Annotated in this window: 21 protein-coding genes and 1 pseudogene; 5 read left to right on the forward strand and 17 right to left on the reverse strand. The window is 70.7% G+C overall.

Translation table 11 applies throughout. The features are described from left to right. Positions 1 to 246: 246 nt before the first annotated feature. A complete protein-coding gene (locus tag BN971_RS17625; RefSeq protein WP_169718564.1) occupies positions 247 to 1452 on the forward strand; it encodes a serine hydrolase domain-containing protein in 1206 nt (401 codons plus the stop codon). A gap of 4 nt (positions 1453 to 1456) precedes the next feature. After that, positions 1457 to 1999, forward strand: coding sequence for a GNAT family N-acetyltransferase (locus BN971_RS17630; RefSeq protein ID WP_085179906.1), 543 nt, complete (start codon positions 1457 to 1459; stop codon positions 1997 to 1999). On the opposite strand, the gene BN971_RS17635 is transcribed toward BN971_RS17630, so the two are convergent. From BN971_RS17635 to BN971_RS17710, 16 genes are all read right to left on the reverse strand, one after another. Continuing rightward, positions 1975 to 4647: a fumarate reductase/succinate dehydrogenase flavoprotein subunit gene (locus tag BN971_RS17635; protein WP_085179905.1), complete on the reverse strand. Its 2673-nt coding sequence runs from the start codon at positions 4645 to 4647 to the stop codon at positions 1975 to 1977. The two genes, BN971_RS17630 and BN971_RS17635, sit on opposite strands and share 25 nt — an antisense overlap. Then, positions 4647 to 5387, reverse strand: coding sequence for an ABC transporter ATP-binding protein (locus BN971_RS17640; protein WP_085179904.1), 741 nt, complete (start codon positions 5385 to 5387; stop codon positions 4647 to 4649). The genes BN971_RS17635 and BN971_RS17640 overlap by 1 nt, the downstream gene beginning before the upstream one ends. Beyond that, positions 5384 to 6142, reverse strand: a complete 759-nt coding sequence (locus BN971_RS17645; protein WP_249262752.1) for an ABC transporter permease — start codon at positions 6140 to 6142, stop codon at positions 5384 to 5386. Before BN971_RS17645 ends, BN971_RS17640 begins: the two co-directional genes overlap by 4 nt. Before the next feature lie 46 nt (positions 6143 to 6188). Continuing rightward, entirely contained in the window at positions 6189 to 7586 is a 1398-nt protein-coding gene (locus tag BN971_RS17650; protein WP_085179902.1) for an ABC transporter substrate-binding protein, read from the reverse strand. A gap of 10 nt (positions 7587 to 7596) precedes the next feature. Continuing rightward, entirely contained in the window at positions 7597 to 7824 is a 228-nt protein-coding gene (locus tag BN971_RS17655) for a 4Fe-4S dicluster domain-containing protein (protein ID WP_085179901.1), read from the reverse strand. Continuing rightward, positions 7821 to 8546, reverse strand: a complete 726-nt coding sequence (locus BN971_RS17660; RefSeq protein WP_085179900.1) for a GntR family transcriptional regulator — start codon at positions 8544 to 8546, stop codon at positions 7821 to 7823. The genes BN971_RS17655 and BN971_RS17660 overlap by 4 nt, the downstream gene beginning before the upstream one ends. Before the next feature lie 207 nt (positions 8547 to 8753). Beyond that, entirely contained in the window at positions 8754 to 8972 is a 219-nt protein-coding gene (locus BN971_RS17665) for a hypothetical protein (RefSeq protein WP_085179899.1), read from the reverse strand. A 91-nt stretch (positions 8973 to 9063) separates the two neighbouring features. Beyond that, a complete protein-coding gene (locus tag BN971_RS17670; RefSeq protein ID WP_085180007.1) occupies positions 9064 to 11916 on the reverse strand; it encodes an aminotransferase class I/II-fold pyridoxal phosphate-dependent enzyme in 2853 nt (950 codons plus the stop codon). 92 nt (positions 11917 to 12008) lie between these two features. Then, the gene (locus BN971_RS17675) at positions 12009 to 12398 is read right to left on the reverse strand and encodes an antitermination protein NusB (protein WP_085179898.1); all 390 of its coding nucleotides are present in this window, start codon (positions 12396 to 12398) and stop codon (positions 12009 to 12011) included. Then, the gene (nusB, locus tag BN971_RS17680) at positions 12395 to 12877 is read right to left on the reverse strand and encodes a transcription antitermination factor NusB (RefSeq protein WP_085179897.1); all 483 of its coding nucleotides are present in this window, start codon (positions 12875 to 12877) and stop codon (positions 12395 to 12397) included. The genes BN971_RS17675 and nusB overlap by 4 nt, the downstream gene beginning before the upstream one ends. A gap of 2 nt (positions 12878 to 12879) precedes the next feature. Further along, positions 12880 to 13443 (reverse strand): elongation factor P, encoded by a 564-nt coding sequence (gene efp / locus BN971_RS17685; RefSeq protein WP_085179896.1) that lies wholly within the window; start codon positions 13441 to 13443, stop codon positions 12880 to 12882. A 14-nt stretch (positions 13444 to 13457) separates the two neighbouring features. Next, on the reverse strand, positions 13458 to 14117 hold the full coding sequence (locus tag BN971_RS25930; protein ID WP_090350400.1) for a M24 family metallopeptidase: 660 nt from the start codon (positions 14115 to 14117) through the stop codon (positions 13458 to 13460). Further along, entirely contained in the window at positions 14095 to 15339 is a 1245-nt protein-coding gene (locus tag BN971_RS17695) for an endolytic transglycosylase MltG (RefSeq protein WP_085179888.1), read from the reverse strand. Before BN971_RS17695 ends, BN971_RS25930 begins: the two co-directional genes overlap by 23 nt. Then, positions 15332 to 15853, reverse strand: coding sequence for a Holliday junction resolvase RuvX (gene ruvX, locus BN971_RS17700; RefSeq protein ID WP_085179887.1), 522 nt, complete (start codon positions 15851 to 15853; stop codon positions 15332 to 15334). Before ruvX ends, BN971_RS17695 begins: the two co-directional genes overlap by 8 nt. Next, on the reverse strand, positions 15854 to 18577 hold the full coding sequence (alaS, locus tag BN971_RS17705) for an alanine--tRNA ligase (protein WP_085179886.1): 2724 nt from the start codon (positions 18575 to 18577) through the stop codon (positions 15854 to 15856). 77 nt (positions 18578 to 18654) lie between these two features. Then, positions 18655 to 19044 (reverse strand): secondary thiamine-phosphate synthase enzyme YjbQ, encoded by a 390-nt coding sequence (locus tag BN971_RS17710; protein ID WP_170322202.1) that lies wholly within the window; start codon positions 19042 to 19044, stop codon positions 18655 to 18657. A gap of 166 nt (positions 19045 to 19210) precedes the next feature. On the opposite strand from BN971_RS17710, the gene BN971_RS17715 reads away from it, so the two are divergent. Beyond that, entirely contained in the window at positions 19211 to 19834 is a 624-nt protein-coding gene (locus tag BN971_RS17715) for a hypothetical protein (protein ID WP_085179884.1), read from the forward strand. On the opposite strand, the gene BN971_RS17720 is transcribed toward BN971_RS17715, so the two are convergent. Beyond that, positions 19831 to 21168, reverse strand: a complete 1338-nt coding sequence (locus BN971_RS17720) for a replication-associated recombination protein A (RefSeq protein ID WP_085179883.1) — start codon at positions 21166 to 21168, stop codon at positions 19831 to 19833. The two genes, BN971_RS17715 and BN971_RS17720, sit on opposite strands and share 4 nt — an antisense overlap. Before the next feature lie 359 nt (positions 21169 to 21527). Between BN971_RS17720 and BN971_RS25940 the strand changes: the two are divergent. Both BN971_RS25940 and BN971_RS25370 read left to right on the forward strand, forming a co-directional pair. Beyond that, positions 21528 to 23047, forward strand: a pseudogene (locus tag BN971_RS25940) (transglutaminase family protein); the annotation flags it as partial. Positions 23048 to 23149: 102 nt separating this feature from the next. Then, positions 23150 to 26605 (forward strand): transglutaminase family protein, encoded by a 3456-nt coding sequence (locus BN971_RS25370; RefSeq protein ID WP_249262753.1) that lies wholly within the window; start codon positions 23150 to 23152, stop codon positions 26603 to 26605. The last annotated feature ends 21 nt before the right edge of the window (positions 26606 to 26626 follow it).

Below are 26626 nucleotides of genomic sequence, written 5' to 3' on the forward strand. Positions count from 1 at the left end.
TACCGAAGGCTTAACCCGCCTGCACCGAACGAAATCAATCCGTCGTCGAACCGATATCGTCGTGCCAAATGCCACCGAAATCACACCACGGGCGCCGAGCGGACGCTGCGCGACGTGCTGTGCGCGGGCTGGGACATCGCGTCGAGCCCGTCACCGTGCGCCGCGAGGTCGACCGCAAGACCGCCGAAATGGCGTTTGGAACATCCGGGCACAGCGGCGCTGACCGGCGCGGCTAACGTGAACCGGGTGAATCTGGACGTCAATCGGGCCTCGATCCAAGAGGCGTGTGACGCCGGCCTGCTCGCCGGTGCGCTGACGCTGGTTTGGCAGCGCGGAGAGGTGGTGCAGGTCAACGAGATCGGCTATCGCGACGTGGACGCCGGGCTGCCGATGGGACGCGACACGCTGTTCCGGATCGCCTCGATGACCAAACCGGTCACGGTGGCGGCGGTGATGAGCCTGGTCGACGAGGGCAAATTGACGCTGAAAGACCCCGTCACGCGCTGGGCGCCGGAGCTGGCCGACCTGCGGGTGCTCGACGACCCGCGCGGTCCCCTGGACCGCACGCATCCGCTCGAGCGCACGATCCTGATCGAGGACCTGCTCACCCACACCAGCGGCCTGGCCTACGCGTTCTCGGTGTCCGGGCCCATCGCCAAGGCGTACATGCGGCTGCCGTTCCACCAGGGCCCCGACACCTGGCTGGCCGCCCTGGCCGAGCTGCCCCTGGTGCATCAGCCGGGCGACCGCCTCACCTATAGCCATTCCATCGACCTGCTGGGCGTCATCGCGTCCCGCATCGACGGCAAGCCGTTCCAGGAGGTGCTCGACGAACGGGTGCTGGGCCCGGTGGGGATGACCGACACCGGTTTCTTCGTCACCGAGGAAGCGCGGCGCCGGGCCGCGACCATGTATCGCCTCGACGAGCACGGTCAACTGCATCACGACGTGATGGGTCCCCCGCACATCAAGCCGCCCTCGTTCCCCAACGCCGGCGGCGGCCTGTGGTCGACCGCCGACGACTACCTGCGGTTTGTGCGAATGCTGTTGGGGGACGGGACGATCGACGGGGTTCGGGTGCTGTCGGCCGAGTCGGCCCGCCTGATGCGCACCGACCGGCTGACCGACGAACAGAAACGCCACAACTTTTTGGGCGCCCCGTACTGGGTCGGGCGCGGCTTCGGGCTGAACCTGTCGGTGGTGACCGATCCGGCGAGGAGCGCGCCGCTGTTCGGGCCGGGCGGGCTCGGCACCTTCAGCTGGCCCGGCGCCTACGGAACCTGGTGGCAGGCGGACCCGTCCGCCGACCTGATCCTGCTGTATCTGGTGCAGAACATGCCCGACATGTCCGCGGACGTCGCCGCGGCCGTCGCCGGCAACACCACGCTCGCGAAACTTCAATCGGTGCAACCGAAGTTCGTCCGCCGCACCTATCAGGCCCTCGGCCGCTAGCGCCGTGGTCGACTATCCACCCGACCGGATCACGGGGCCGCGGCTGGTGCTGCGCCGACCCGTGGTCGACGACGCCGGCGCGCTCTACCAGAGGGTGGCCCGCGATCCCGAGGTCACCAAGTACCTGATGTGGGCGCCGCATCCAGACGTGGCGACGACGCGGCGGGTGATCACCGAGAAACTCAACGTCAGCGACGACGAGCGGACGTGGGTGATCGAGCTGAGGCACAGCGGCGAGGTCGTCGGCCTGGCCAGCTGCCGGCGCCCGGTGCCCCACTCGGTCGAGGTCGGCTACTGCCTCGGCCGGCGGTGGTGGGGCAAGGGAATCATGTCCGAGACGCTCGAGATGCTGCTGGCCGCGCTCGACGCCGACCGGCGGGTGTACCGCGTCTGGGCGACGTGCAGCGTCGACAACGAACGCTCGGCGCGGCTGCTCGAGCGCGCCGGCTTCGTCCTCGAGGGCCGCCTGAGCCGGCACGCCGTGTACCCGACCATGGGGCCCGAGCCGCAGGACAGCCTGCTTTACGCGAGGGCGCGGCGCGCGTAGGCCCGCACGTCTGCGTCGCCGTCCTTCAAGGCGATGCCCAGCGCATCGCGGGCGTCGGGATCGGCCGTCCACCGGGCCAGGCTCAGCACGGCCGCCTTGCGCACGTCGAGATGCTCGTCGACGAGCGCCTCGACCAGCCGCGAAACCGCGAATTCCGGGGGTGCACCGGACAGCGCGCGCGCCGCACCCTCGCGCACCTGCCATGCGGGCACCCGCAACGCGTGGTCGACAGCATCCAAATCGCTTTCCACGCAGCCCAATTGGCCCAGCGCGGCGAGCGCCGCCGCGCGCACCAGCGGGTCGGCATCGTTGAGCAGCGCGCGCACCGCGCCGGCACCCCCACCCAGCGTGGCCAGGCCGCCGGCCGCGGCGATCCGCACCTCCCGGTTCTCGTCCCGCGTCGCGGTGACCACGCCGTCGACGTCGTCGACCGACACCAGCGCCCGCACCGCCTCGATCCGGACGCGGTGGTCGGAATCGTCCAGCGCGCGGCGGTATTCGCGCGCGTCACCGACCCGCCGCGCGGCGAGCAGGTGGACCGCGGCCGCACGCACCACCGTGTCCCTCGAGCCCAGATGCGCGCCCGCTCCGGCCGGGTCGGGCAGCACCTCCGCCAGCTCGCGAACCCCCTCGGCGGCGGCGCGCCGCACCCCGGCGTCGCGGTCATCCAGTGCCGCGAACAGCGCCGGCGCGTACCCGTCGGGAATGTGCTCGGTCAGCGTCGCCACCGCCGTGCGGCGCACCCCCGGATCCGCGTCGGCCAGGTACGGCCCGAGATCGGTGATGGTCGGCTCCTCGAGCGCCAGCACCTCGGCGATGCGCGGGGATGGCGGTTCGAACGGGGTTGCAGCAGGGCGGATCCCGGGACCCGCGGCCGCCGGAGCCTGACCGCCGACCAGCGCCGGCTGCTGCACCTCGTACACGGTCCGGTCGGCCGGCGGCAGGCCGTCGAACTCGGGCACGGGCACCAGGTAGGGGGCCACCGGCCGCTTGAGGAACACCATCGCGCCATCGGGCCCCTTGCGCAGATTCAGGTGGTAGCCCCACTGGGCGTCGTCGCGCCCGGGGAGGTCCGCGCGGTCGTGGTAAAGGCCCCAGCGCGATTCGGTGCGGGTGAGCGAGGACCGGGCGGCCATCTCGGCGCAGTCCCGGATGAACGACACCTCGACGGCGCGCATCAGTTCGTGGGGGTTGCGGGCGCCCATCTCGGCGATCTCGTCGCGCATCCGCTCGAAGGTGCGTACCGCGATCGACAGCTTGGCGGCCGTCTTGGGCGGCGCCACATAGTCGTTGACGAAGCGGCGCAGCTTGTATTCCACCTGCGGCTGCGGCGGCCCGTCGGGATGCCGTAGCGGCCGATAGACCAGTTCGTGGGCGGCGCGCAGCTGGTCCTCCGGGAGTTCCTGGGGCGCAGCGACTTCCCCACAGGCCGAGGCCGCGTCGGTGCCGGCGAGGTCGCCGAACACGAACGCGCCGATCATGTAGTTGTGCGGGACGCAGGCCAGGTCCCCGGCAGCGTACAGCCCGGGCACCGTGGTGCGGGCATGCTCGTCGACCCAGACCCCCGAGGCGGAATGGCCTCCGCACAAACCGATTTCGGAGATGTGCATCTCGATGTCGTGGGTGCGGTAGTCATGCCCCCGGTTGGCGTGGAACGTTCCCCGGGTCGGCCGCTCGGTGGTGTGCAGAATGTTCTCCAGCGCGGACAGTGTCTCGTCGGGCAGGTGCGATACCTTGAGGTAGATCGGCCCGCGGGCGGAGTCGATCTCGCTTTTCACCTCGGCCATCATCTGCCCAGACCAGTAGTCCGAGTCGACGAACCGCTCCCCCTGCGCGTTGACCTGATACCCGCCGAACGGATTCGCCACATACGCGCAGGCCGGCCCGTTGTAGTCCTTGATCAGCGGGTTGACCTGGAAGCACTCGATGCCGGACAGCTCCGCGCCGGCGTGATAGGCCATCGCGTACCCGTCGCCGGCGTTCGTCGGATTCTCGTAGGTGCCGTACAGGTAGCCCGACGCCGGCAGGCCCAACCGCCCGCACGCCCCGGTCGCCAGGATCACCCCCTTGGCGCCTATGGCGTAGAACTCCCCGGTGCGCGTGTGCAGGGCGGCGGCGCCCACCGCACGGCCGTCGCGCACGAGAACCCGCACCGGCATCAGCCGGTTTTCAATGCGGATCTTCTCCCGCATGGTCTTCTGCCGCAGCACCCGGTACAGCGCCTTCTTGACGTCCTTGCCCTCCGGCATGGGCAGCACGTACGAGCCCGAGCGGTGCACGCGGCGCACCGCGTACTCGCCGTGCTCGTCCTTCTCGAACTTCACCCCGTAGCGCTCCAGCCGCTGCACCATCGCGAATCCGCGGGTGGCGGTCTGATACACCGTGCGCTGGTTGACGATTCCGTCGTTGGCCCGGGTGATCTCGGCGACGTAGTCCTCGGGTTCGGCCTTACCGGGAATGACGGCGTTGTTCACGCCGTCCATGCCCATCGCCAGCGCGCCGGAGTGGCGCACGTGGGCCTTCTCCAGCAACAGCACTCGTGCGCCGTGCTCGGCGGCCGAGAGCGCCGTCATGGTGCCCGCGGTGCCGCCACCGATGACTAGCACGTCGCAGTCGAGGCGGACTGGCGCGAGGTCGGGTATCCGCATCACGCCGCCACCGGATGGTCCAGTGCGGCAATGATCTCCGCACGGATCTCGGCCCGCGGGCGGCTGTCCGTGCGCGGCTCAGGCACGTCAATGACGGCGCGCAGCGGCCGGCCCGCCCGGCCCAGCACGACGATCCGGTCCCCCAACGCCAGCGCCTCGTCGACGTCGTGGGTGACGAAGACGATGGTGGTGGGGTGGGCGCGCCAGGCGTCGATGAGCAGCCGCTGCATGGCCGCGCGGGTCTGGGTGTCGAGGGCACCGAACGGCTCGTCCATCATCACCGCCCTCGGGGCGCCGGCCAGGCCGCGGGCCAGCTGTACGCGTTGGCGCATGCCGCCCGACAGGCTCTTGGGCAGGTAGTGGCCGAAACCCGTCAGTCCCAGCTCGTCGATCCAGCGCTCTGCCGCCGCGCGCCGGGTGGCGCGCGGCACCCCGCGCAGCCGCAGCGCGAGTTCGATGTTGGACCGCACGGTGCGCCAGGGCAGTAAAGCGTTGTCCTGGAACACCATTGCGCGATCGCCCGAGGTGCCGGTGACCACGGCGCCATCGGCCAGCAGCCGTCCGGCGTCGGGCGGCAGCAGACCGGCCAGCGCACGCAGCACGGTCGACTTGCCGCAGCCCGACGGCCCGGTGAGCACCAGGATCTCCCCGGGCCGAACGGCCAGGGAGAGTCCGTCAATCACCGGGATTGCCGTGTAGGACAACGAAACCCGGTCCAGTTCGAGGCTCATTCCCTTCATCGCTGCCCCTCCTGTGCCCGCGGCAGCCAGCGGGTGACGCGGCGGCCCACCAGTTCGACGCCGGCAGAAGTCGCGAATCCGAGCACACCGATGGTGATGATCCCGACGAACACCTGCGGGTAGGCCAGCACGGTGTAGTCCTGCCAGGTGCGATAGCCGATGCCGAGCCGCCCGGAGATCATCTCGGCCGAGATCACGCAGATCCAGGCCACGCCCATGCCGACCGAGAGGCCGCCGAACACACCCGGCAGGATGCCCGGCAGCACCACCTGGCTCAGCACGTCCCACCGGCCGCCGCCCAGGGTGCGCACCGAGTCCTCCCACAACGTGGGTAGCGCGCGCACCGCGTGCCGGGTGCTGACCATGATCGGGAAGTAGGCCGCCAGGAAGGTGATGAAGACGATGCCCGCCTCGTCGGTCGGGAACAGCAGAATCGCGACCGGCACGATCGCGATCGCGGGGACTGGCCTGGCCAGCTCTGCCAGCGGGCCGAGGACGTCGGCGAACAACCGGGAACGGCCGAGTAGCACACCGGTGGCGACGCCGATCGCCGCCGCCAGCCCGAAGCCGGTGAGGATGCGGATCACCGACTGCGCCACGTCAAGCCAGAACTGGGGGGCGCCGACGCGGCGGTGCAGCGCCGCCACGATTTCGGTGACGGTGGGCAACGTGTCGAAGCGCAGCAACAGCCGCACCTTGCCGGCTGTGAGCGCCTGCCAGAGTCCCACGGCGGCCGCCACCGACGCCAACCTCAGCGCGCGGGACCGCCATGGCGCGCCTGTTCGACCACTACATGCGCGGTCATAACGAACCTCCCAGTGCCTGTTGGTAATTCACGGCGGCGCTGCCGGGGTGTGCGGAGAGATAGCGACGCGCCCCTGCCTCGGTGTCGAACGGCTGATAGGTCTGGGACCCTGCTGTTTGCGAGCGCACCCAGTTCGCCTTGTCGGCGAACCAGCGGGTGCCGAGTTCGGCGTCGGGCACGTAGGCCGCGCGAACCCTGGCGCCGCGCAAGGTCGCGTCCCTGACCGCGCCCAGCAGTTGGGTCGGGGTGGCGAAGGTTTGGGTCGCGTCGGCGCCGTCCAGCCAGAGTTCGCTGGCCCGGGCGGGGTCGCCGGGCAGCGGTGAGGGGTTGCCCGTGGCCGCCCGGGCCTGGTCGTAGTTGAGCCCGCGGGCGGCGAACACCGCGCGCAGTGGCTCGTCGACGACGAAGTTCGATAGGTCGAGGTCGGCGAAGTCGCCGATCGACTTCAGGTACGGCACATCGCCTTTCAGCGCGTCGGTCAGCGACGGCTTCAGCGTCGGGTCGAAGGAGGTGCCGCCGGGCCCGTTGTAGAGGTAGACCACCTCCTGGGGCAGGCCGCTCGCCTCGGCGACGATGCGGGCCGCCTCCAGGGGCTTGTCGTGAAGGAAGTCGGTGGCATCCAATTGCGCCTGCAGGAACGCCGCGAGCACCTCGGGGTGGCTCTTGGCGTACGACCGCCGCACGACCACGCCGTGCAGGGTCGGCACGTTCAGCTCCGCGCCGTCGTAGAGGAGTCTGGCCTTGCCCTCATACACCAGCAGCCCGGGCCACGCGACGAACTGGGAAAGCGCCTGGGCCTGGCCGGATTCCAGCGCGGAGGCGCCGACCTGCGGTTGCTGGTTGAGCACGTCGACGCCGGTGACGCCCTCCTTCGCCAGGGCGCGCACCAGCGTGCCGTGGCCGGCCGAGCCCACGCTCGCCGAGACCTTGGACCCGGCCAGGTCGCCCAGCGTCGTCGCGGACGAATCCGGTTTGACCACAACCATGTTCAGCGCGCCCCTGGGGTTGTAGCCGGTGACCGAAACCATTTCGGTGCGCGCCAGCGGATTGGCCTGCGTCTTCGAGCCGTTGATCAGCAGCGGGTAGTCACCCATCGACCCGATGTCGATCTTCTCCGCGAGCATCTGCGCGGTGATCGGGGCCCCGGTGTCGTAGTCCTGCCAGCGCACGGCGTATTTCGTCCCGGTGCGCTTCGTAATGTCGGCCAGGCGGCGCTCCAGGTAGCCCTGCGCGCGCAGCAGCGTGCCGGCGGTGACGGTGTTGATGGTCTTGGACTGGTATCCGACCACCACGTTGACCACGCCCGCGGACTGGGACAGCGATTCCAGCGAGCAGCCGGAGGTGACGGCCAGGGCGGTCATCAGCGACAGCAGTCGCAGGGCGGACTTCTTCATCGCGGGGCCTTCAGCGTAGGAGGTAGGGCATGTTGACCGTGACCGCGCCGGTGGGGCAGCGCGCCGCGCAGGGGCCGCAGTACCAGCATTCGTCGACGTGCATGTACGCCTTGCCGGTGTCGGGGTCGATGGCCAGCGCGTCCAACGGGCAGACCTCGACGCACAGCGTGCAGCCGTCGATGCACAGCGACTCGTCGATCGTGACCGGCACGTCGGCGCGTTGGGAGATCAGCGTCACGTCTTGCTCCTCATCATGTTGCCGCGCATGGTGATTCGATCGCCGCGCATCCGGATGTACTCCAGGTCGACCGGGCGACCGTCGTCGAGACTGGTGAGCCGTTCCAGCATCAGCAGCGGCGCGCCGTCCGGCACCTGCAGGGCGGCGGCCGAGTGCGCGTCGGCCGGGATGGCCTCCAGCGCCAAAGCCGCTGTGCCCAGACGCTGTTCGGTAACCCGCTCGATGAGCGCGAACAGGTCGTTGGTCTCCAGCGCGAACTCGAGGACCGGGATGCCGACGTCGGGCGAAAGGTAGGTCAGGTCGAGGCTGAGCGGGAGCTCGCCCAGGTAGCGCAACCGCTCGATGAAAACGGCCTGCTCGCCCGGTTGGAGCCGCAGCCGCCGCGCGACCGCCGGCGGCGCGCTCACCGCCACGGCGGCGCGGACCTCGTTGCGGACCTCGCCGAAGTCCCTGAACGTCTCCTTAAGGCCCAGCAGCGCGTCGAGCCCGTGGTCGTACTTGCGCTGGGCGACGTGGGTGCCGACTCTGGGTCCGCGGTCGATCAGCCCCTCGCGTTTCAGGACGGCGAGGGCCTCGCGAATGGTGTTGCGCGACACCGAGAATTCGGCCGCCAGCTCGTGTTCGGCGGGCAGCCCGGCGGCGTAGGCGCCGGCGTGGACCTGTTGGCGCAGGACGTCGGCCACGCGACGCGCGCGGTCGGCCCGGGGACCCCCGGCGGGCATCGGTACTGGTTGCGCCACGCCGCCACGCTAACCCGGCGCGCGCGGGCATCGCGGACACGCGGCGCCCGGCGGCGCAGGGGCGACTCGGCATTGCGCCGGGCCGGATTCAGCTGCGACCAGCCCAAATCCGGGCCCGTTTCGCTATTGCGCCACCTGGCGTTCGGCGGCGACGTTCCGATCGCGCTGAGCGCAACCTGCGACCCAAACTCAGAAGGCGCTGGCGTACCGGCTGATGAAGTCGCCCTCGCCGACGGTGTCCGTGTGCTGCAGGCCCGCGTCGTCGCGTCCGAAGAAGGTCCACTGCTTCGGGGTGGTCTGCGGGCCGCCGATCAGTTTGACCGTGTAGCGCAGCCCGGTGGTGCCGATGACGTCACCGACCCGGACCTCCCACGGACGGACCTGAGGTGCATCGTGCCCAGTACCCATAGCTTTGCCGCCATCCTTAGCGCTCGTCGACGGCGCAGTGGTTGGCGCGGTCAATTGCCCCTCACCCTACCTGCATTTGCCGCCGGCCACATCACAGTTGCTCGGAGACGGCCGCCACAGCCGCGTCGCCGTTGACCCCACCGTTCAAACCCGCGGCGTCCGAAGGCAGATCGAAGGGCGGGTACGCGGAGCCCACGGCGGCCGTCGCCGCGTTGCGCTGGGCCTCCATCCGCGCCAGCGCTTGCTCGGTGAAGACCGACAACCCGAGGTCGGGGTTGTACCCGTGGATCTCCTTGACGTCGAGCTGGGCGAGGAAGTAGATGATCTCCTTCGAGACCACCTGGCCGGGAACCAGGACCGGGAAGCCCGGCGGGTAGGGCACCACGAACGTGGTGGAGACCAGCGTCTTGCCCTCGGCCAGCCGGCGGCCGGCCATGCCGATCAGCACGTGCTCGCGGTCGGATTCCTCATACCCGGCGTAGAACGCCGCCCGCATGTCGCCGAACGTGCACGCATCGACGGGACGGAACGCGACGTCGAACTCGCTGAAGTCGGGCAGGTGGGGCAGGTCCTGGGTGAGCTCCTCGACGTGGCGCCGCTGCAGCGCGCGGTCGGCAACGCTCGCCGCGGCCTGCCGGCGGTCGAAATCCGTTGCGATGCGGCGCAACACGTCGAGCAGGTAATGCACGCTGGACCAGGTGACGCCGATGGTGAAGATCAGCAGCACGCTGTTGATGGACGTCTTGTTGATCTGGATACCGAACCGCTCCATCAGGATCTTCTCGCGGAAGTCGTATCCGTTCATCCCGGTCTGGCCGATGAACAGCGTCACCCGCGTCGCGTCGAGCACGAACTGATCGGACCGCCACGCCTCGTTCCACTCGGCCAGCGCGCCCTGGCGGACCTGGCGGTACGAGCTGACCGAGGAGGCCCGGAACTCCTCGGGCACCAGGTCCGACTCGTCGAGGATGCGGAACCACTTGCTGATCAACCGGTCCTTGCGGACCCGGTGCCGGAAGACCAGCGCCATGTCGTAGGTCTGCCGCACCAACTGAAAACCCTCGATGTCGACCTGCCGGCGCGCGAGGTCAAGCGACGCGAGCAGCTGCTGGTTCGGCGACGTCGAGGTGTGGGTGAGGAACGCCTCGCCGAACTCGTCGCGGGCCAGGGCGTTGAAATCCTGGTCGCGGATGTGGATCATCGACGCCTGCCGGAACGCCGAGAGCGACTTGTGGGTGGAATGCGTGGCGTAGACGCGTACCCGAGCCCGCGCCGGGTCGGGCAGCAGGCGGCGATCGACCCACTCCGAGCGCTCCACCCCCTCCATGGACGCGGCCCAATCCCGATATTCGGCAGCGTATTGCGGCGCCGCGAGCATCTGTTCGAGGCGCTCGGCGGACACCATCGCGGTCCGCTGCCGGGCCCAGGGCACGGCGGTGGCGAACGCGTACCACGCCTCGTCCCACAGGAAGCAGATGTCGGGCTTGATGGCCAGCACCTCCTGCATGACCTGCAGCGGGTTGTACACCACGCCGTCGAAGGTGCAGTTGGTCAGCAGCAGCATCCGCACGCGGTGCAGCTGTCCGGCCGCCTCCAGGTCCAGCAGGGTCTTCTTGATCGTGCGCAGCGACACCGCGCCGTAGATCGCGAACTGCGGCAACGGGTATGCGTCCAGGTACAGCGGGTAGGCGCCGGCCAGCACCAGCCCGTAGTGGTGCGACTTGTGGCAGTTGCGGTCGATCAGCACGATGTCGCCCGGCCGGGTCAGCGACTGCACCACGATCTTGTTGGCGGTCGACGTCCCGTTGGTGACGAAGTAGGTGTGGTCGGAGTTCCAGGTGCGCGCGGCCTTGTCCATCGCCTTCTTGATGTTGCCGTGCGGGTCCAGCAGCGAGTCCAAACCGCCTGAGGTGCTTGAGGTTTCGGCCATGAAGATGTTGCGGCCGTAGAACTCGCCCATGTCCTGCAGGGACTTGGAGTTGAAGATGCTGGCGCCGCGCGCGACGGGCAGCGCGTGAAACTGGCCGACGGGGGCCGCGGCGTAGGCGCGCAGGGCGTCGAAAAACGGCGTGGCGAAACGGTTTCGCAGGCCCGCGAGCACGGTGCTGTACAGGTCGGTGACGTCGTTGAGCCGGTAGAACGTCCGGTCGTAGGCGTCGGGTTCGGTGTCGTCGCCGGCCGCGATCGACTCGTCGGTGAGCAGGTAGAGGTCGATGTGGTGCCGCAGTTCCCGGATCCACTCGCCGCATTCGACGCAGTCGTTGGCGCGGTCGGGGATGACGTCCTTGGCGTCCTCGTTGGGCCCGAGCAGCCTGTTCATCAGCGGCAGCCGGTCCTTGGACCGCAGCGGCAGGTCGTCGCGGATGATGGCGGCCTGGATCTCGCCGTTGAGCGCGACCGCGGTGACCGCGTCCTCGACGCTGGAGACGACGAGGATCTCGAACTGCACGTCGTCGGACGGGTCGCGCAGCGCCCGCAGGCACTCGGCCAGGCAGTCCGGGGCCGTGGCGGGGGCGTCGTCGGCGAGCAGCACGGTGTAGAACTGCTGCTGTCTGGCCCTGGCCACCAGCTCCTGGTCCGCCAGCGGCGCGGAAGTGTCGAAAAGGCCGGCGCGGTCGCCGTATTCGGAGAGCAGCCGCACGGCCAGCGAAACCTCCTCGGCGAGCCGCACGGTGGACAGCGCCTCCAGGTGCGTCCGGAACGTGGCGAGGTTCTCGGCGCCGGGATACAGCCAGTACCGCTCGTAGGCGCCGATGCGGTCCATCAGGCGCTTCACCCGGGCGACCTCGTGGGTCTTGTCGAGTCCGGCGAGGTCGACCTCGGCGAGATGGCGGCAGGCGTCGTCGAGCATGTTCCAGGTGTCGATGCGCGCGTACGACGGGTTGGCCACCGCCGCCAGCGCCGACACCCGCAGCCGGCGCGGCTGGGCACTGTATGGGTTCATCATGGTCACCTGTCTATCGGCAGAACTGCCTTTCGGCTGACTGCATTGTGACGCCATCGGCCCGGCGCGGGTGAATATTTGCGCGACGACGCTCAGCGATCCGGATCGTCGTCGGCGTCCACGACGCGCCGGTTCCCCCGACCGCCGTCCACCCATCGCAGGACCGGGAGGTACCGGCTGCGCGCCGGCAGCTCGGTGACGTCGGACAGCGACCGCACCACCGCCTGCGTCAGCGCCATGAGGGCGGCCATCACCGGCAGCAGCGGCTGCAGCGGTTTGGCCGCCTGCCGGACCGTGCTGATGCGGTTGGCCAGGATGAGGCGCTCGACGCAGTGATACAGCCAGGCGCCGACGCCCAGCGCGTAGATCGCCAGCGCGGACGCGACGATGGTCAGGCGAAAGGCCGCGCACACGACGGCGCCCAGTACGACCGTCGCGGCGAGGAACCCCGCCACGACGACCCGCAGTTCCAGGCGGCTCACGGCTCCTGGCCCCTCACCGCCCGCGCGGCCGCCCGGATCTGCGGCGTCACCAGCATGACCTGTCCCAGCACCCCGTTGATGAAGGCCGGCGACTCGTCGGTGGACAGCTCCTTGGCCAGCTGCACGGCCTCGTCCACGGCCACCGGCTCCGGCACGTCGTCGGCGTAGAGCAGCTCCCACACCGCGACCCGCAGGATCGCGCGGTCGACGGCGGGCAGGCGGTCCAGCGTCCAGCCCTGCAGATGCGAGCTGATCAGGTCGTCGATGTGCGCGGCGTGCTGCCCCACCCCGCGCGCCACCGCGGCCGTGTACGGCTGCAGGGCCGCGACGTCGGCCTTCGCGTCGGCCAGCTTTGCGCGCAGGTCGACGATCTCGGCCGGGCTGAGCCCGCGGGCCTCGGCCTCGAAGAGCAGGTCGACGGCGCGCTTGCGGGCGTGATGGCGTCCTTTGGTCGGTCTGCCCTGCTTACCGTCGGGCATGGTCAGGCGTTGACCCGCCCCAGGTAGCTGCCGTCCCGCGAATCCACCTTCAGCTTGTCGCCGGTGTTGATGAACAGCGGCACCTGGATCTCGGCCCCGGTCTCCAGGGTGGCCGGCTTGGTGCCTGCGCTGGAGCGGTCGCCCTGCAGGCCGGGCTCGGTGTGGCTGACCTCCAGTTCGATGGAGACCGGTAGCTCGATGTAGAGCGGGGCGCCGTTGTGGAAGGCAATCTGCACCGGCAGCCCCTCCAGCAGGAACCGGGAGGCGTCGCCGACCAGCGACTCCGGCAGCGGGTGCTGCTCGTAGTCCTCGCTGTCCATGAACACGAAGTCCGAGCCGTCGCGGTAGAGGTAGGTGGCGTCGCGCCGGTCCACGGTGGCGGTCTCGACCTTCACCCCGGCGTTGTAGGTCTTGTCGACCACCTTGCCCGACAGCACGTTCTTGAGCTTGGTGCGGACGAACGCCGGGCCCTTGCCCGGCTTGACGTGCTGGAATTCGACGATCTGCCAGAGCTGGCCGTCGATGTTGAGCACCAGTCCGTTCTTGAAGTCGGCGGTGGATGCCACGGTCGGTGTGTCTCCTAAAGGGTGGTCAGTTCCTTGGGGAACCGGGTCAGCAATTCGGGGGTCTTCCCGGCGGTTGTCGAGGTGTTACCGGGCACGACCAGGGTGTCCTCGATGCGGACGCCGCCGCGGCCGGGGAGATAGACGCCGGGCTCCACGGTGACCACGGAGCCCGCAAGCAGTGTACCGACGGACGTCGCGCCGATTCCCGGCGCTTCGTGGATCTGCAGGCCCACGCCGTGCCCCAGGCCGTGGCCGAAGTTCTCCCCGTAGCCGGCGTCGGCGATGATCTGCCGCGCCGCCCCGTCGACCTCGCGCAGCGACGCGCCGACCACGCCGTCGATGTCGGTGTTGTCGGCCCGCCAGCCCGCCGGGGTGCGGACCAGGGTGTTGGCCGAGCCGACCAGCTCGGCGCGGTCGGTGCGCTCGTCGGCGAACCGCAGGGCGGCGAGCTTGCCGGGCATCGTCACCGACACGCCCACCCACTCCGGGCCGAAGCTGCCGACCACCCGCGGCAGGTCCTCGGCGCCGCACTCGATGCGCTCGTAGGTCCAGTCGGTCAGACCCAGCGCGCGGTAGGCGGCCAGGTGCAGTTGGGGGGAGCGCGAGTGGGCGATCGGCCTGCCGAGCACGCCCGCCCGTCTGGCCGGGCCCCTAACGAGCCGAGTCGAGGACACCGTTGCGCTTAGCCAGCTCGATGTTGGCCAGGTGCTGCTGATAATCCTTGGTGAACAGCGTCGTGCCCTGGGCGTCGATGGTGACGAAGTACAGCCAGTCCCCGGGTTCGGGATGCTCGGCGGCGTGCAGCGCGTCGGCGCCGGGCGAGCAGATCGCCGTGGCGGGCAGCCCGGGCGAGACGTAGGTGTTCCACGGCGTTCGCTGGCCCCGGTCGGCGTCGCTGGTGGCCACCTCGCGGCGGTCCAGCGGGTAGTTGACGGTCGAGTCGAATTCCAGCGTGTGGTGGGCGTGCAGGCGGTTGTAGATGACCTGCGCCACCTTGGGGAAGTCCTGCGAGTTGGATTCCTGCTGCACCAGCGACGCGACCACCAGGATGTCGTAGGGCGACAGGTTCATCGTCTTGGCCGTGTCCACGAGCCCGGACTTCATGTACTCCACGGCCCCGGCGCCGATCAGGCCCGCCAGGATGCTCTCCCCCGACGCCGAGGGGTCGACGTTGAACGTGCCCGGCGCGATGAGGCCCTCGATCCGTCGGTGGTCCTTGCCGAGCTCGGTGACCGGCTCGAGCGCCCAGGGCGGCACCGACAGCGCCGCGGGCACGCTGTTGGTGGCGGCGGCCCGCAGGTCGTCCACCGGGACGCAGTGCCGGTTGCCGTCGAGGTCCACGCAGGTGGCGCGCGAGATCAGGGTCAGGATGCCGGGGTTGACCTTGTTGGTCTTCATGTCGGTGGTGTCGTCGAGCTGACGGCCCTCCGGGATGACGAGCCGCCCCACCCGGCTGTCCGGGTCGGCCAGGCGCGCGACGGCGTCGGACGCCGGGATCTCGGTGCGCATCCGGTAGAAGCCGGGCTGAATCGAGTCGATCTTGCTGTTGCCGTGCGCGGCGTTGACGAAGGCCCGCACCGTGCGCACGACACCCTGCTCCTGCAGCGTCTGCCCGACCATCGTGGTCGAGTCGCCGGCCTGAATCTGGATCACCAGGTCACGCTTGCCGCTGCCGGTGTAGTCGTCACCCGATCCGAACACCGTGTGCCAGAACTTGGTGCCGACGAACACGCCGGCCACCACGATCACCGCCAGCACCGCCACGGTGATCCGGCCCGCGAAGCGCCGGCGGCGCCGCCCGCGCTCGGCCTTGTTGCGGGCCACCCGGCTCATCCGGTGCCGCGGCGGACCGACGGCTTCGGGCTCGGACCGTTCCCGGCGCGCGCTGTCAACCATCGGCGGGGCCTCCCGCGGGCGAGGCGCGGCGCTGATCGAGCCAGCTCTGCAGGATCGCGACCGCGGCGGCCTGGTCGATCACCGCCCGCTGCTGTCTGGACCGCACGCCGGCGGCGCGCAGCGATCGCTGCGCGCTGACCGTGGTGAACCGCTCGTCGGCCAGCCGCACCGGAATGGGGGCGATCAGCTGCCCCAGGGCCTCGGCCAGCTCGATCGCCTGTATCGCGGCGGGGCCGGTGCGGTCGGCCAGCGTGCGCGGCAACCCGACGATCACCTCCACCACGTCCAGTTCGGCGGCCAGGGCGGCGAGCCGGCGCAGGTGCCGGCCGGAACGTTCGCGGCGCACGGTTTCCACCGGGGTCGCCAGGATGCCGTCGGGGTCGCTGCAGGCCACGCCGATGCGCACGCTGCCCACGTCGATGCCCAAGCTTCTCCCGCGTCGGGGCCCCCGCCCCGACCGATCCTGGTCAGGATCGCCGGGCCGGTCGGGCAGGCGGTGCTGTGCAGAGGCCACTCAACTGGCCCGCGCTATCACGGCGATCTCGGCGCGCACCGCGTCGAGCGCCGCGTCGATGCCGGCCGCGTCCTTGCCGGAGCCCTGCGCCAAGTCGGCCTTGCCGCCGCCGCGGCCGTCGACCGCCGCGGCGAGCCGTTTGACCAGGTCGTCGGCCCGGATGCCCAGGTCCTGGGCCTCGGCGTTGGCGGCGACCACGTACGGCACGGTCCCGCCCTCACCCTCGGCGATCAGCGCGACCACCCCGGGCCCGGCGCCCAGCTTGCCGCGGACGTCGCCGACCAGGGAACGCAGGTCGGCCGCCGTCATTCCGCTCGCCATCCGCTGCGCCACCAGGTGGACGTTACCGATGCGCTCGGCGCCGGCCGCGGCGTTGGTGGCCGCCGCCCGCGCGCTCGCCAGCCGGGAGCGTTCGAGTTCCTTCTCGGCGGCCTTGAGCCGCTCCACCAGGCCGGCCACCCGGGCGGGCACCTCCTCGGACGGCACCTTCAGCGACGACGCCAGCGCCGCCATCAGCGCGCGCTCCTTGGCCAGGTGGCGGAACGAGTCGAGCCCGACGTATGCCTCGACGCGGCGGACGCCGGAGCCGATCGAGGATTCGCCCAGGATCGTCACCGGCCCGATCTGCGCCGAGTTGTGCACGTGCGTCCCCCCGCACAGCTCCAGCGAGAACGGCCCGCCGATCTCCACGACGCGCACCTCGTCGGGGTAGGCCTCGCCGAACAGCGCCATCGCGCCCATCGCCTTGGCCTTCTCCAGCTTCTCGGTGAAGGTGTGCACCTCGAAATCGGCCTGCACCGCCTCGTTGGTCACCTCTTCGATCCGGGTGCGCTGGTCCTCGGTCAGCGGGCCCTGCCAGTTGAAGTCGAAGCGCAGGTATCCCGGCCGGTTCAGCGACCCGGCCTGAACGGCGTTGGGGCCCAGCACCTCTCGCAGCGCGGCGTGCACCATGTGGGTGCCCGAGTGGCCCTGGGTGGCGCCGCGGCGCCACTCGGGGTCCACCGCCGCGACGACCGTGTCGCCCTCGACGAACTCCCCCGATTCGACGTTGACCCGATGCACCCAGAGGGTTTTGGCGATCTTCTGCACGTCGGTGACGGCGGCTTTGGCGCTGGCCCCCGACCCCACTCCGGTGATGCTGCCGACATCGGCGATCTGCCCGCCCGACTCGGCGTAGAGCGGGGTGCGGTCCAGCACCAGCTCGACCCGGTCGCCCACTCCGCCCATGGCGGCCTCGCCGTGCGCGGCATGCGCGACCACCGGCACCCGCCTGCCGTCCACAAAGATGCCGAGAATCTTTGCCTCGGAAGATAATTCGTCGAAGCCGGTGAACTCGGTGGGCCCGGCGTCGACCAGCTCGCGGTAGGCGGTCAGGTCGGCGTGGGCGTGTTTGCGCGCGGCCGCGTCGGCCTTGGCCCGCTGCCGCTGTTGCAGCATCAGCTCGTGGAAGCCGCCCTCGTCGACGGCCAGGCCGGCCTCGGACGCCATCTCCAGCGTGAGGTCGATCGGGAAGCCGTAGGTGTCGTGCAGCGTGAAGGCGTCGGAGCCCGAAACCACGCTCGCCCCAGCACTTTTCGTGGCCGCGGCCACCTCGTCGAAAAGCCGCGAGCCGGACGCGAGCGTGCGGTTGAAGGCCGTCTCCTCGGCCACGGCGATGCGGTTGATCCGGTCGAAGTCGTCGATCAGTTCCGGGTAGGACGGGCCCATCGAATCGCGCACGGTGGCCATCAGGTCCCCGACGATCGGGGTGTCGATCCCCAGCAGCTTGGCCGAGCGGATGACCCGGCGCAGCAGCCGGCGCAGCACGTAGCCCCGGCCGTCGTTGCCCGGGCTCACCCCGTCGCCGATCAGGATCGCCGCGGTGCGGCTGTGGTCGGCGATGATGCGGTAGCGCACGTCGTCGGCGTGGTTCCCGGCGTCGTAGCGGCGCGGGGCCCGCGCCTGCACCAGGTCGATGACCGGTCGCAGCAGGTCGGTCTCGTAGACGTTGTGCACGTCCTGCAGCACCAGGGCCACCCGCTCCACGCCCATGCCGGTGTCGATGTTCTTGCGCGGCAGGGGCCCGAGGATCTCGTAGTCCTCCTTGGAAGTCCCCTCGCCGCGTTCGTTCTGCATGAACACCAGGTTCCAGATCTCGAGGTAGCGGTCCTCGTTGGCGACCGGACCGCCGTCGACCCCGAACCCCGGCCCGCGGTCGTAGTAGATCTCCGACGACGGGCCGCACGGGCCGGGGATGCCCATCGACCAGTAGTTGTCGGCCATGCCGCGCCGCTGGATGCGCTCCGGCGGCAGGCCGGCGATCTCACGCCACAGCCCGGCGGCCTCGTCGTCGTCGAGATAGACCGTGGCCCAGAGCCGTTCGGGGTCCAGGCCGTAGCCGCCGTCGTCCAGGCCGCTGGTAAGCAGCGACCAGGCCAGCTCGATCGCCTCGCGCTTGAAGTAGTCGCCGAACGAGAAGTTGCCGGCCATCTGGAAGAAGGTGTTGTGCCGGGTGGTGATGCCGACCTCGTCGATGTCGGGTGTGCGGATGCATTTCTGGATGCTGGTCGCCCGCGAGTACGGCGGCGTGCGCGCCCCCAGGAAGTACGGCACGAACTGGACCATGCCGGCGTTGACGAACAGCAGGTTGGGGTCATCGAGGATCACCGACGCGCTCGGCACCTCGGTGTGTCCCGCCTTCACGAAATGATCGAGGAACCTCTTCCTGATCTCGTGTGTCTGCACTCTTTCCGCTTCTTCCCTTAAGCCCGCTGCCAATCCGGAGTACGTTCCAGCCTATTCGGCGGCCGCGTGCGCGCCCGCTAACCCTCCAGAAAGCTCAGCCGAACCGAGCGCCGAGGGTTGTCCCGGTTGAGGTCGACCAGCACGACGCTCTGCCAGGTGCCCAGCTGCGGTTCGCCTCCGGTGACCGGCACCGTCACCGAGGGCGCGACGATCGCCGGCATCACATGGTCGGCGCCGTGCCCCTCCGAACCGTGGGCGTGCCGGTAGCGGTCGTCCCGCGGCAACAGCCGCTCCAGCGCGTCCACCAGGTCGTCGTCGGAGCCGGCGCCCGTCTCGATGATCGCCACCCCGGCCGTCGCGTGCGGAACGAACACGTTGAGCAAGCCGTCGCCCCGGGACCAGCAAAATCCCCGCACCGCCTGGGTGAGATCGACGATGCGGCGACGGGAGGTGTCCACCTCAAGCACATCGGTATGCATCGCCGACCAGCCTACGGGGCGCCCGCGGGGGCCAGCCAATCGAGACGGGGGGCGGTCGGGCATTGCGGCCGGTCACGGGCAGGAGGAAGGTTGTCGATGGGACCTGGTGCCCGCCGGGGACCGTTCACTACCGCCGCGACCCGGGAGGCCCACCGTGTACGCACGCTCCACCACCATTTCCGCCCAGCCCCTCTCGATCGACATCGGGATCGCGCATGTTCGCGACGTCGTCACGCCCGCGCTGCAGGAGATCGACGGGTTCGTCGGGGTTTCGCTCCTTGTCGACCGGCAGTCCGGCAAATGCATCGCCACCAGCGCCTGGGAGAGCGTGCAGGCGATGCGCGCCGGCGCCGAGCGGGTGGCGCCCATCCGAGACCGTGCGGCGCTGGTGTTCGACGGCAGCGCGCGCGTCGAGGAATGGGAGATCGCGCTGCTGCACCGCGACCACCGCGCCGGCGAGGGGGCCTGCGTCCGGGCCACCTGGCTCAAGGTGGTGCCCGACCAGCTCAGCGGCTCGCTGGACTTCTACCGCACGTCGGTGCTCCCGGAGATGGAGGGCCTGGACGGGTTCTGCAGCGCCAGCCTGCTGGTGGACCATCCCGCGAGCCGGCGGGCGGTGTCGTGCTCGACGTTCGACAGCGTGGACGCGATGGCCCGCAACCGCGACGAGGCCTCCGAGTTACGCAGCCGTCGGGTGCGCGACCTGGGCGCCGAGGTGATCGACGTCGCCGAGTTCGAGCTGGCGATCGCCGGGCTCCGGGTACCCGAGCTGGTCTAGCGGCTCCGGATGATTGCGCGCAGCCGGTCGAGCCGGCCCGACACCTCTCGTTCGTAGCCTCGCCCGGTGGGGTGATAGTAGTCCACGCCCACCAACTCGTCCGGCGGATATTGTTGCCCCACAACGCCATCCGGGTCGTCGTGGGAGTACTTGTAGCCCTGGGCGTTCCCCAGCCCGGCCGCGCCGGAGTAGTGGCCGTCACGCAGGTGTGGCGGCACCAGTCCGGCCTTGCCCGCCTTGATGTCGCCCATCGCCGCCGCCAGCGCGGTGGTGACGGCGTTCGACTTCGGGGCGGTGGCCAGGTGGATGGTGGCGTGCGCCAGCGTCAACTGAGCCTCGGGCATGCCGATCAGCGCCACCGTCTGGGCGGCGGCGACCGCAGTCTGCAGGGCCGTCGGGTCGGCCATGCCGATGTCCTCGCTGGCCAGGATCATCAGCCGGCGCGCGACGAACCGTGGGTCCTCCCCGGCGACGAGCATGCGGGCCAGGTAGTGCAGCGCGGCGTCGACGTCGGAGCCGCGCACCGACTTGATGAAGGCGCTGATGACGTCGTAGTGCTGGTCGCCGTCGCGGTCGTAGCGCACGGCGGCCCGGTCCAGGGACTGCTCGACGGTCTCGACGGCGACGGCCTCGTTGCCTTCGGCGGCGACCTCCAGCGCCGTGAGGGCGCGGCGGGCATCGCCGGCGGCCAACTGCACCAGCAGTTCGACGGCCTCGGGCGCGACGGCGACCTTGCCGCCGAGGCCGCGGGGATCGTCGATCGCGCGCTGCACGACGGTGCGGACGTCGTCGGGCGTCAGGGGCCGCAACTGCAGGATCAGCGACCGGGACAGCAGCGGGGCCACCACGGAGAACGACGGGTTCTCGGTGGTGGCCGCCACCAGCAGCACCACCCGGTTCTCCACGGCCGACAGCAGGGCGTCCTGCTGGGTCTTGGAGAACCTGTGCACCTCGTCGATGAAGAGCACCGTCTGCTCGCCGCGGAGGAGGGCGGTGCGCGCCTTTTCTATGACGGCGCGAACCTCTTTCACGCCCGCCGACAGCGCCGACAGGGCCTCGAAGCGCCGGCCGGTGGCGTGCGAGATCAGGGCGGCCAGCGTCGTCTTGCCGCTGCCCGGCGGACCGTACAGGATGACCGAGGCCACGCCCGACCCCTCCACCAGGCGGCGCAGCGGCGACCCGGGCGCCAGCAGGTGGCCCTGCCCGACGACCTCGTCCAGCGACGCCGGGCGCATCCGGACCGCCAGCGGCGCACCGGCCGGCACGCCGGGATCGTGACTCGCCCGCACGGTGCCGGGCACGTCGAAGAGTCCGTCGGACACGGCTTCAGGCATACCACGCGGCGCCAATCCCGACGCCTCGGCCACACATTTGTTAAGTTCCGTGTGCGCCGTGCCCACGGAAGTTGATTCAACAGCTAGGACGGACATGAGCCAGCCCCCCGAATACCCCGGCACCCCGGCTGATCCCTCCGGCGGCGGTCAGAACCCGCCCGGCTATCCGCCCCCGGCGCCCGGCTACGGCCTGTCTCTTCTACACCTACCGCAAGCTGTCCGGCGGCCAGGTCGTCGCACTGGAACAGCCGGGTTACCCGCAGGGGCCGCCGCCCGGCCCGCCGCCAGGGTCCTACCCCGCCTGATCCCCGTCCGCGCCGCGCTGCGGCGGCCTCGTCCGTGTGATTCGATCAGCGGTTATGAGCATCAAAGTGGCGCTGGAGCACCGCACCAGCTACACCTTTGACCGGCTGGTCGCGGTGTATCCGCACGTGGTGCGACTGCGCCCGGCGCCCCACTGCCGCACTCCCATCGAGGCCTATTCGCTGCGCGTCGAGCCGGCCGAGCACTTCATCAACTGGCAGCAGGACGCCGTGGGGAATTTCCTTGCCCGCCTGGTGTTTCCGAATCCCACGCGGCAGCTGACCATCACCGTCGGGCTCATCGCCGACCTCAAGGTGATCAACCCGTTCGACTTCTTCATCGAGGACTGGGCCGAGGTCTGGCCCGCCGACGGGATGACCTACCCCCGCGCGCTGGCCGACGACCTCGAGCCCTACCTGCGGCCCGTGGATGAGGACGGCGAGGGTTCGGGCCCCGGCGAGCTGACCAGGGCGTGGGTGGACAACTTCTCGGTGCCCGAGGGCACCCGCACCATCGACATGCTCGTCGGGCTCAACCGCGCGATCAACGCCGACGTCGCGTACAGCGTGCGCATGGAACCCGGTGTGCAGACCCCGGATTACACGCTGCGCACCGGCGTCGGCTCGTGCCGGGATTCCGCATGGCTGCTGGTGTCGGTCCTGCGCCGGATGGGACTGGCGGCCCGCTTCGTCTCCGGCTACCTGGTGCAGCTGGCGTCCGACATCGAGGCGCTCGACGGGCCGTCGGGACCCGCCGCCGACTTCACCGACCTGCACGCGTGGGCCGAGGTGTACATCCCCGGCGCCGGCTGGATCGGCCTGGACCCGACGTCCGGGCTGTTCGCCGGCGAGGGGCACATCCCGCTGGCGGCCACCCCGCACCCGGCCGGCGCCGCACCGATCACCGGCGGCACCGAGCCGTGCGAATCGGTGCTGGAGTTCTCCAACACCGTCACCCGCGTGCACGAGGACCCGCGGGTCACCCTGCCCTACGGCGACGAGGCGTGGCGGGCGATCTGCGAGGTCGGCCGCCGCGTCGACGAGCGGCTGTCCGCGGCAGACGTCCGGCTGACCGTGGGCGGTGAGCCGACGTTCGTGTCGGTGGATGACCAGGTCTCGCCGGAGTGGACGACGGCCGCCGACGGTCCGCACAAGCGACAGCGCGCCTCCGACCTGGCCAACCGCCTCAAGGCGGCGTGGGCCCCCCACGGGCTGATCCAGCGCGGGCAGGGCAAGTGGTATCCGGGAGAACCGTTGCCGCGCTGGCAGATTGCGCTCTACTGGCGAGCCGACGGGCACCCGGTGTGGCACGACGAGGCGCTGCTCGCCGACCCCTGGGGCGCCCGGCCCGCCCCGCTGGACGTTGACTCGGCGTACGAGGTGCTGGTCGGCGTCGCCGAGGGTTTGGGGCTGCCGCTCTCGCAGCTGCGGCCCGCCTACGAGGACCCGCTGCACCGGCTGGCCGAGAGCGTGCGGATGCCCGACGGCGACCCGGTGGACCCCGACGACGACCTGGGCCCCGACTCCCCGGCCGCCCGCGCCGCGCTGCTGGCGCGCCTCGACGAATCCACCCACGCGCCAGCGGCTTTCGTGTTGCCCCTGCACCGCCGGGATGACGGCGCCGGCTGGGCCAGCGGCAGTTGCTGGAGACCCTGTACCAGCAGGCCCGGCTGGCGCGCTTGTCGACGGAGTCGTTCGACGTCGACGGCACGCACGGCGGCACGGGCGGCGGCAACCACATCACGCTCGGCGGCCCGTCGCCCGCGGACTCGCCGCTGCTGCGCCGCCCGGACCTGCTGGTCTCGCTGCTGACGTACTGGCAGCGGCACCCGTCGCTGTCCTACCTGTTCGCCGGGCGGTTCGTCGGCACCACCTCGCAGGCGCCCCGGGTGGACGAGGGCCGTTCCGAGGCCCTCTACGAGCTCGAGATCGCGTTCGCCGAGATCGCCCGGCTGTGCGCGAGCGGCTCGCCCAAGCCCTGGGTCACCGACCGCGCCCTGCGGCATCTGCTGACCGACATCACCGGCAACACCCATCGCGCCGAGTTCTGCATCGACAAGCTCTACAGCCCCGACGGCCCCCGCGGCCGGCTCGGCCTGCTGGAGCTGCGCGGCTTCGAGATGCCGCCGCATCTGCACATGGCGATGGTGCAGTCGCTGCTGGTGCGCGCGCTGGTCGCGTGGTTCTGGGAGGAGCCGCTGCGCGCCCCGCTGATCCGCCACGGCGCAAACCTGCATGGGCGATACCTGTTGCCGCACTTCCTGATTCACGACATCGCCGACGTGGCCGCCGACCTGCGCGCCCAGGGCATCGCCTTCGAGACCAGCTGGCTGGACCCGTTCACCGAGTTCCGCTTCCCCCGCATCGGCACCGCGGTGTTCGACGGCGTGGAGATCGAGCTGCGCGGCGCGATCGAGCCCTGGAACACCCTCGGGGAGGAGGCCACCGCCACCGGCACCGCCCGCTACGTCGATTCGTCGGTCGAGCGCATCCAGGTCCGCATCATCGGCGCCGACCGCCAGCGCTACGTGGTCACCTGCAACGACTACCCGGTGCCGCTGCTGGCCACCGACAACCCCGACATCCACGTGGGTGGCGTGCGGTTCAAGGCCTGGCAGCCGCCCAGCGCGCTGCACCCGACGATCTCCACCGACGTCCCGCTGCAGTTCGAGCTGATCGACCTGACCAGCGCGACGTCGCGCGGCGGCTGCACCTACCACGTCGCCCATCCCGGCGGCCGCGCGTACGACGGCATCACCTACACCGAGGTCGACCCGAGCAAGGACGGGACGCACGGCCTCGAGCCCAGGCCGTGGCTCCTGGACACGCTGCCGCTCGTCGTGTCCGCGGCGGACTGGGAGCTGTTGGAGGCCGGGCTGATTCAACGGTCCCGGCTGCTGGACGCCGTGCTCGCCGACCTCTACGGTCCGCGCAGGATGCTGACCGAGGGCGTGCTCCCGCCGGAGCTGCTGTTCGCCCACCCGGGCTACGTGCGCGCCGCCAACGGCGTCGAGGTGCCCGGGCACCACCAGCTCTTCATGCACGCCTGCGACCTCGGCCGGCTGCCCGGCGGCGGGTTCCAGGTCAACGCCGACTGGGCCCAGGCCCCGTCGGGGGCGGGCTACGCGCTGGCCGACCGCCGGGTTGTCGCCCACGCGATCCCCGACCTCTACGAGCGGGTCGCACCGCGCCCGACGACCCCGTTCGCGCAGGCGCTGCGGCTGGCGCTGATCGACGCGGCGCCCGACGTCGCCCAGGACCCGGTGGTGGTCGTGCTCACGCCCGGCATCTACTCCGAGACCGCGTTCGACCAGGCCTATCTCGCGACCCAGCTGGGTTTCCCGCTGGTGGAAAGCGCGGACCTGGTGGTGCGCGACGGCAAGCTGTGGATGCGTTCGCTGGGCACGTTGAAGCGGGTCGACGTGGTGCTGCGCCGCGTCGACGCCGAGTACGTCGACCCGCTCGACCTGCGCGCCGACTCGCGGCTCGGGGTGGCCGGCCTGGTGGAGGCCCAGCACCGCGGGACGGTGACCGTGGTCAATACGCTGGGCAGCGGCATCCTGGAAAGCCCTGGGCTGCTTCGCTTCCTGCCGGAGCTGGCCAAGCGGCTGCTCGGGGAGGCCCCGCTGCTGCAGAGCGCGCCGGTGTACTGGGGCGGTGTCGCCGGCGAGCGCTCGCACCTGCTGGCCAACCTGGCGTCGCTGCTGGTCAAGTCCACCGTCGGCAGGGAAACCATTGTGGGGCCGATGCTTTCGTCGCAGCGGCTGATCGAGCTGGCCGCGCGCATCGATGACGCGCCGTGGCAGTGGGTGGGCCAGGAGCTGCCCCAGTTCTCGTCGGCCCCGACCGACCACGCCGGCGCGCTGTCCTCGGCCGGCGTGGGCATCCGGCTGTTCACCGTCGCCCAGCGCAGCGGCTACGCGCCGATGATCGGCGGCCTGGGCTACGTGCTGGCGCCCGGCCCCGACGCGTATTCACTGAAAACCGTTGCCGCCAAGGATGTCTGGGTGCGGCCGACCGAGCGCGCCCGCACCGAGGCGGTGACCCTGACGCAGCCGCCGCTGTCGGCTCCGGCGAAGACCGCCGCGGGCACCTGGGGCGTCAGCTCGCCGCGCGTGCTGTCCGACCTGTTCTGGATCGGCCGTTACGGCGAGCGGGCGGAGAACATGGCCCGGTTGCTGATCGTCGCCCGCGACCGCTTCCACGTCTACCGGCACCACCAGGACTCCGAGGAGAGCGAGTGCGTGCCGGCGCTGATGGCCGCGCTGGGACGGGTCACCGGGACCGACACGGGCGCCGACGGCGACCACGCCGAGATGATCGCGGTGGCGCCGTCGACGCTGTGGTCGCTGACCGTGGACGCCGCCCGTCCGGGGTCCCTGGTGCAGTCGGTGGAGGGGCTGGCGCTGGCCGCCCGCTCGGTGCGCGACCAGCTGTCCAACGACACCTGGATGGTGCTGGCCGGGGTGGAGCGCGCCGTGGGGCTGCCGGCCGAACCGCCGGACTCGCTCACCGAGGCCGACGCGTTGCTGGCATCGGCGCAGACCCAGGCGCTGGCCGGGATGCTGACGCTGGCGGGCGTGGCCGGCGAGTCGATGGTGCGCGACGCGGGCTGGACGATGATGGACATCGGCAAGCGGATCGAACGCGGCCTGTGGCTCACCGCGTTGCTGCGGGCCACACTGAGCCCCGTGCGCGGCGCCGCGGCCGAGCAGACGATCATCGAGTCGACGCTGGTGGCGTGCGAATCGTCGGTCATCTACCGTCGCCGCACCGTGGGCAACGTCACCGTCGCCGCCGTGGCCGAGCTGATGCTTTTCGACGCCCAGAACCCGCGCTCGCTGCTGTACCAGGTGGAACGGCTGCGGGCCAACCTCAAGGGCCTGCCGGGCTCGTCGGGGGCGTCGCGCCCGGAGCGACTGGTGGACGAGATCGGCTTCCAGCTGCGCCGGTCGCACCCCGAAGAGCTGGAGGAGGTCACCGACGGCCGGCGCGCGGAGCTGGCGGACCTGCTCGACGGCGTTCACGCGCAGCTGCGCGAGTTGGCCGACGCCCTCACCAGCACGCAGCTGGCCCTGCCCGGCGGAATGCAGCCGCTGTGGGGCCCCGCCGAGCGTCGGGTGATGCCGGCCTAGAAGTTCCCTGGCGTCACATCT

This window comes from Mycobacterium bohemicum DSM 44277 (genome assembly GCF_001053185.1).
In the GTDB taxonomy this organism is placed as follows: domain Bacteria; phylum Actinomycetota; class Actinomycetes; order Mycobacteriales; family Mycobacteriaceae; genus Mycobacterium; species Mycobacterium bohemicum.

Excerpts from the sequence above, each read along its gene's own strand:
- BN971_RS17695 (WP_085179888.1), bottom strand. The coding sequence starts at position 15,339 with ATGGTTGACAGCGCGCGCCGGGAACGGTCCGAGCCCGAAGCCGTCGGT.
- BN971_RS17635 (WP_085179905.1), bottom strand. The coding sequence starts at position 4,647 with ATGCGGATACCCGACCTCGCGCCAGTCCGCCTCGACTGCGACGTGCTA.
- BN971_RS17670 (WP_085180007.1), bottom strand. The coding sequence starts at position 11,916 with ATGAACCCATACAGTGCCCAGCCGCGCCGGCTGCGGGTGTCGGCGCTG.
- BN971_RS17640 (WP_085179904.1), bottom strand. The coding sequence starts at position 5,387 with ATGAAGGGAATGAGCCTCGAACTGGACCGGGTTTCGTTGTCCTACACG.
- BN971_RS17665 (WP_085179899.1), bottom strand. The coding sequence starts at position 8,972 with ATGGGTACTGGGCACGATGCACCTCAGGTCCGTCCGTGGGAGGTCCGG.
- nusB (WP_085179897.1), bottom strand. The coding sequence starts at position 12,877 with ATGCCCGACGGTAAGCAGGGCAGACCGACCAAAGGACGCCATCACGCC.
- BN971_RS17650 (WP_085179902.1), bottom strand. The coding sequence starts at position 7,586 with ATGAAGAAGTCCGCCCTGCGACTGCTGTCGCTGATGACCGCCCTGGCC.
- BN971_RS17720 (WP_085179883.1), bottom strand. The coding sequence starts at position 21,168 with ATGCCTGAAGCCGTGTCCGACGGACTCTTCGACGTGCCCGGCACCGTG.
- BN971_RS17660 (WP_085179900.1), bottom strand. The coding sequence starts at position 8,546 with ATGCCCGCCGGGGGTCCCCGGGCCGACCGCGCGCGTCGCGTGGCCGAC.